This is a genomic window from Rhodococcus sp. ENV425, from assembly GCF_002887785.1.
GTDB lineage: Bacteria > Actinomycetota > Actinomycetes > Mycobacteriales > Mycobacteriaceae > Rhodococcus > Rhodococcus aetherivorans.
The window spans coordinates 12,130-17,437 of record NZ_PCZU01000296.1; the positions used below are offsets into that span (position 1 = coordinate 12,130).

5 protein-coding genes are annotated in these 5,308 nt (G+C 70.3%); 1 reads left to right on the top strand and 4 read right to left on the bottom strand.

Annotation, left to right across the window (positions count from 1 at the left end; genetic code table 11):
• From CQZ88_RS28005 to CQZ88_RS28020, 4 genes are all read right to left on the bottom strand, one after another.
• A partial coding sequence (locus CQZ88_RS28005) for a cation-translocating P-type ATPase (RefSeq protein ID WP_258008845.1) occupies positions 1-1,587 on the bottom strand: 1,587 nt, incomplete at its 3' end.
• Between the two features lie 404 nt (positions 1,588-1,991).
• Positions 1,992-2,447: a hypothetical protein gene (locus CQZ88_RS28010; protein ID WP_102800606.1), complete on the bottom strand. Its 456-nt coding sequence runs from the start codon at positions 2,445-2,447 to the stop codon at positions 1,992-1,994.
• Between the two features lie 17 nt (positions 2,448-2,464).
• Positions 2,465-4,003: a multicopper oxidase family protein gene (locus tag CQZ88_RS28015; protein ID WP_180987099.1), complete on the bottom strand. Its 1,539-nt coding sequence runs from the start codon at positions 4,001-4,003 to the stop codon at positions 2,465-2,467.
• Positions 4,004-4,051: 48 nt separating this feature from the next.
• Positions 4,052-4,288 (bottom strand): SHOCT domain-containing protein, encoded by a 237-nt coding sequence (locus CQZ88_RS28020; protein ID WP_037201187.1) that lies wholly within the window; start codon positions 4,286-4,288, stop codon positions 4,052-4,054.
• 205 nt (positions 4,289-4,493) lie between these two features.
• Here CQZ88_RS28020 and CQZ88_RS28025 point away from each other — a divergent pair, with 205 nt between their 5' ends.
• Entirely contained in the window at positions 4,494-5,195 is a 702-nt protein-coding gene (locus tag CQZ88_RS28025) for a response regulator transcription factor (protein WP_102800611.1), read from the top strand.
• Positions 5,196-5,308 lie beyond the last annotated feature (113 nt).

Below are 5,308 nucleotides of genomic sequence, written 5' to 3' on the forward strand. Positions count from 1 at the left end.
TCCGGGCACGTTGCGGAAGTTCTCCAACGACACCGCGGGAAGGCCGCGGGCGGCGGCATAGCGCACGATCGCACCGGCGAGAGGATGCTCGGATTCGCGTTCGACCGCCGTCACCAGAGTCAGCAGCTCGTCCTCGGTGAGACCGTCGACGACGACGTCGGTGACCTCCGGCTCGCCCTTGGTCAAGGTGCCGGTCTTGTCCATCACCACGGTGTCGATGCGGGCCGAGGTCTCGAGGGCGGTGGCGTTCTTGAACAGCACGCCGCGCTGGGCGCCGAGACCGGTGCCGACCATGATCGCGGTCGGGGTGGCCAACCCGAGCGCGTCGGGGCAGGTGATCACCACGACGGTGATGGCAAACAGCAGCGCCCGCTGCACATCCCCTTCGACCGCCCACCACACCACGAACGTGCCCAGCCCCCCGATCAGGGCGACGAGCACCAGCCAGAATGCGGCGCGATCGGCCAGGCGCTGGCCGGGTGCCTTGGAATTCTGGGCCTCCTGCACCAGCGCGACGATCTGCGCGAGCGCGGTGTCGGAGCCGACCTTGGTCGCCCGTACCCGCAGGGTGCCGGTGGTGTTGATCGACGCACCGATCACCTCGGACCCTTCGGCCTTGGTCACCGGCAGGGATTCCCCGGTGACCATGGATTCGTCGACCTCGGAACTGCCGGTCTCGACGGTGCCGTCGACCGGGATCTTCGCCCCCGGTCGGATCAGGAGGAGGTCCCCGACCACGACCTCGGCGGTGGGGATCTCCACCGGCTGCCCGTCGCGCAGTACCACCGCCATCGGCGGGGCGAGTTCGAGCAGGGTCCGGATGGCATCGTTGGCGCCGCCGCGGGCGCGCATCTCGAACCAGTGCCCGAGCAGCACGAAGCTCGCCAGCACGGAGGCGGCCTCGTAGAACACCTCGCCGCCGCCCGTCAGTGTCACGCCCACGCTGTAGAGCCAGCCGGTGCCGATCGCGACGGCGACGAGCACCATCATGTCCAGGGTCCGGGCCTTCAGCGCCCGGTAGGCGCCGTCGAAGAAGATCCACGACGAGTAGAAGATCACCGGCAGGCTCAGCAACAGGGTGAACACGTCGTCGCGCAGGCCGAACGGCGCCGGGACGGTGAACCCGAACATCTCGCGACCCATCGGCGACCACAACATGATCGGGATCGACAGCACCAACGCCACCAGGAACCGATTGCGCATGTCGCGGACCATGGCGTCCATCGACATCCCGGCGTGACCGCCGTGACCCATCAGCTCCTGCGCGGTGTGCCCGCCGGGCATCTCGTGCGCCGCCGGCTGCGGGGGATGTGCGGGTGTGCCCGGGCCCGGAGCCGGTTCGCTCATCGGGTCGCACACGTGCTCGGGCACCGAGCGGCCGGCGCAGTGATAGCCGCAGTCCCGCACCCATTTCGACAGCTCCGCCACCGACGTGCGGTCCGGATCGTAGGTGACGGTGGCGGTCTGGTTCACCGCGTTGGCCTCCACCGCGGTCACGCCCGGTCGGCGCAGCAGGGTCGATTCGATGGCCGGCGTCGACGTCGCCCAGTGCAGGCCGCCTACTTCGAGAACGGTGGTTCGGTTCATTCGATCCGGTCCCTCCCTCTGATAGCGGGGACGCATTACTCGCCCCCGTACGCAGTGCGGTTCCGCCGAACCGCAGTACCGGTAGCCGACACCGGTGAACGGTCATCGCTGATCGAGTCCGAGTCTGCCCCGCCCCGCCCCGGCATCTTCTGGTGGTTGGATGAAGATCCGTTGAAGAAGTCCGGGTCTCGGTCAGGGTCCGTGCTCGTCGGTACCAGTGCCCCGGCGATGATCAGCCATCTCGCCTCCTCGGATTCCGGATGTGCGGGTCGGTGGGTACCGGAGCCGTGCGCCGATGACTCTTCCCGCCGCGGTGGGGGTTTCGGCTGGTGGTTCGGTGAAGATCTGTTGAAGACTCTGCATCCCCCGAAACGGGTACCGCCGGGCCCTGCGGTTACAGTCCCTCAGCCGCTGTGGTGTTCGCCGTGGTCGGCCGGGACGGTGGTGGTCGGCACCGAGCTCGGTCCCGGCGCCGGCGCAGGGTTCGGGGCCGAGGGGCCGGTCAGAGCCGGTCCGAGCACGAACGCCGAGAGCGAGAACATCGCCGCGAACACCACCAGGGCGATCGCCGGGGCCTTCCAGGTGTGGAACCGCCGGAACAGCCGGCGCAGCAGCGGAATCGAGAACACCACCCCGAGGGCGAAGAACAACAGGTTGCCCCCGGCGCCGGTGACCAGCGCGGCCCCGGCGATCAGGCCGACGTGGTGCAGCACGTGCGGCGCCAGCCCCATCACCGTGCCGAGGGCCGCGGACACGGCGTTCCAGGTCGCGGCCGGCGGGCCCTTGCGGGCCGGCACGGCCACCGGTGGGGTGCTCATGGCTTCGGCGGTGGCGGGGTGCTCGCCGGGAGGAGTCGTCATACGCAGGCTCCGTCTTCTCAGGCGCGGTAGGACAGGGTCGTCATCATTCCGGCTTCCTGGTGGTAGGCGTTGTGGCAGTGCAGGGCCCACTGGCCCGGGTTGTCGGCGTCGAACTCGATTTCCACAGTCTGCATCGGACGCACCGTCACGGTGTCCTTGCGGGCTCCGCCGTCGACCAGGGCGAAGGTGTGTCCGTGCACGTGCATCGGGTGGAACATGGCCGACATGTTCCGTAACCGCATCCGTACCCGTTGTCCCTGGGCGACGGTCAGCGGCGCGGTGTCGGGGAAGGTAGCGCCGTTGAGCATCCACCGGTACGGGGCCATCGTGCCGCCCATGTCGACGCTCAGGTAGTTGTCGTGGGATCGTCGGTGCAGCCGCACCTGCTCGGCCGGGGACAGGGCGGTGCCGAGCAGCACCCGCCGATCCAGCTCGCCGGGCCGGGTATCGGTGGTGGCCGTCCCGGCGGCGGTGCGCACGACGGCCACCGCGTGGCCGGGTTTGCCTTCGGCGGCGGCGTAGAGCGGGAACACCCCGTCGGCGAGGGTGACCAGCACATCGAACCGTTCGCCCATACCGATCAGCACCGCGTCGGTGTTCCGGGGGGACACGGGGAAACCGTCACTGTGGGTGACCGTCATCGCATGTCCACCGAGCCCGACGCGGAAGGCGGTGTCCGAGGCGGCATTGACCAGCCGGATCCGCACCCGCTGCCCCGGGGCGGCGGTCAGGGTCACCGGGTCGACGGGGGTGCGGCCGTTGAGCAGGTAGTACGGGTAGTTCACGTCGCCGGCACCGCCGAGCAGGTCCGAGCGCATGCTCTCTGCACCCATCATCGAGCCCATGCCGCCCATCGCGCCGTGGTCCATCATCGAGCCCATCCCACCCGCGCGGGGGGCGGGCCGGCCGGGGGCCGGCATGCCGAGTTCGCGGGCGACATCGTCGGGGGTGCGGCCGGTGCCGTCGACCCAGTCGTCGAGCACGACGACCCATTCGTCGTCATAACCGCCGGGCTCGGCCGGGTCGTCGATCACCACCACCCCGTACAGGCCGCGGTCGAGCTGCAGCCCGGTATGCGAGTGGTAGAAGTAGGTGCCCGGATGCGGGGGCGTGAATTCGTAGGTGAACGACTCCCCGGCGACGATGGGCTCCTGCGTGAGCCCCGGTACCCCGTCCATGTCGTTGCTCATCGCGATGCCGTGGAAGTGGATGCTGGTGTCGGCCTCGAGTCGGTTGTCGACCCGCACCTGCAGCAGATCCCCGGCCCGGGCCCGCAGCAGCGGACCGGGCAGCGTGTCACCGTAGCCCCAGGTCGAGACAACCGTACCGCCGAGGTCGACCTGCACAGGCCGCGCCGTCACCTGCGCGGCGACCACCGCCTGCCCGGTGGTACGGCGTTGGGCCTCGAGCCGGCGCACCGCCTCGGCGCCCGGCCCGACCGGATTTCCCGCTACACCGGGGCGGGCGCAGCCGACCGGCCCACCGAGGGCCATCGCCCCGGCGGCCGCGGACGCACCGAGCAGAAACATACGGCGGGACATCTGCACCACACACATCTCCTGGAAACGTTGGGACGACAACGGACGACACGAGGTCGGCGCCGCTCACCGATAGGGACGCAGCGCCCGCCGCCGGGCTTGGTACTCGTCGGCGTCGATCTCGCCCCGTGCGAAACGGTCGTCGAGGACGCGCAGCGGATCGGCCGGCGGTGGCGGGGTGCCGGTGCGGTGACCGGTGCGGAACAGCGCGGCGATGCCGAAGGCCACCAACGCCCAGAAACCGATCATCGTCAGCGCCATCACCATCCAGCCGGCCCAGCCCACTGCGCCCGATCCCCACATCACGGCCGCTCCTTTCCTCGAAAGGCCCGGATCCGAGTCTGGGCCCGTTACCCGACGCCGCGGGTTGGCGTTCGATGAAGGTTCGCTGAAGAACGTCGCCACCGGCCCGCCGCGGCGGTCACGATGGGACATGGCCTCCGGTTCCGATCAGCTCGTCCCCGCCTCTGCCTCGAGCGCAGCGGTCCCCCCGAGCGGCCTGCGGGCGCTGGTGGTCGAAGACGAAGTGGCGCTGGCCCGGGTGGTGGGCACCTACCTCGAACGCGCCGGCTGCGAGGTCACGCTCGTGCACGACGGGCTCGACGCCGTCGAGCGCGCCCGGCAGGTCGATCCGGATGTCGTGGTGCTCGATCTGGGGTTGCCGCGTCTGGACGGGATCGAGGTGTGCCGGCAGCTGCGCACGTTCTCCGACGCCTACGTCGTCATGCTCACCGCCCGCGCCGACGAGATCGACACCCTGGTCGGCCTGTCGGTCGGCGCCGACGACTACATGACCAAACCCTTCAGTCCGCGTGAACTCATCGCCCGCATCCAGGCCATGTTGCGGCGCCCCCGACCCTCGACCGGGGACGGCCGCACCCCCGCGCAGTCCGGCACCGATACCGGCCGCCGTACGTTCGGGTCGTTGACCCTCGATGCGGCCGGCCGCGAGGTGTGGGTCGACGGTACCCCGATCGCCTTGACCCGCACCGAATTCGACCTCCTCGCCGCGCTGTCCGCACACCCCAACATGGTGTTCACCCGGGCGCAGCTCATCACCGCGGTGTGGGGGCCGAGCTGGGTCGGTGACGAACACCTGGTCGACGTGCACATCGGGCACCTGCGCCGCAAACTCGGCGACGACGCCACCCGCGGGGTGTTCGTGCGCACCGTGCGCGGGGTCGGATACCGCATGGGAGCCGGGCAGTGACCACACCACCCCCACCGGCGGCAGCAGGGCGGAGGCCCGGGCGCCGCAGTGTCGGATTCGGCAGCCGGCTACTGGCCGCGCAGGCGATCGTCGTCGTCGGCGGCGCGATCAGC

Excerpts from the sequence above, each read along its gene's own strand:
- CQZ88_RS28010 (WP_102800606.1), bottom strand. The coding sequence starts at position 2,447 with ATGACGACTCCTCCCGGCGAGCACCCCGCCACCGCCGAAGCCATGAGC.
- CQZ88_RS28015 (WP_180987099.1), bottom strand. The coding sequence starts at position 4,003 with ATGTGTGTGGTGCAGATGTCCCGCCGTATGTTTCTGCTCGGTGCGTCC.
- CQZ88_RS28020 (WP_037201187.1), bottom strand. The coding sequence starts at position 4,288 with ATGTGGGGATCGGGCGCAGTGGGCTGGGCCGGCTGGATGGTGATGGCG.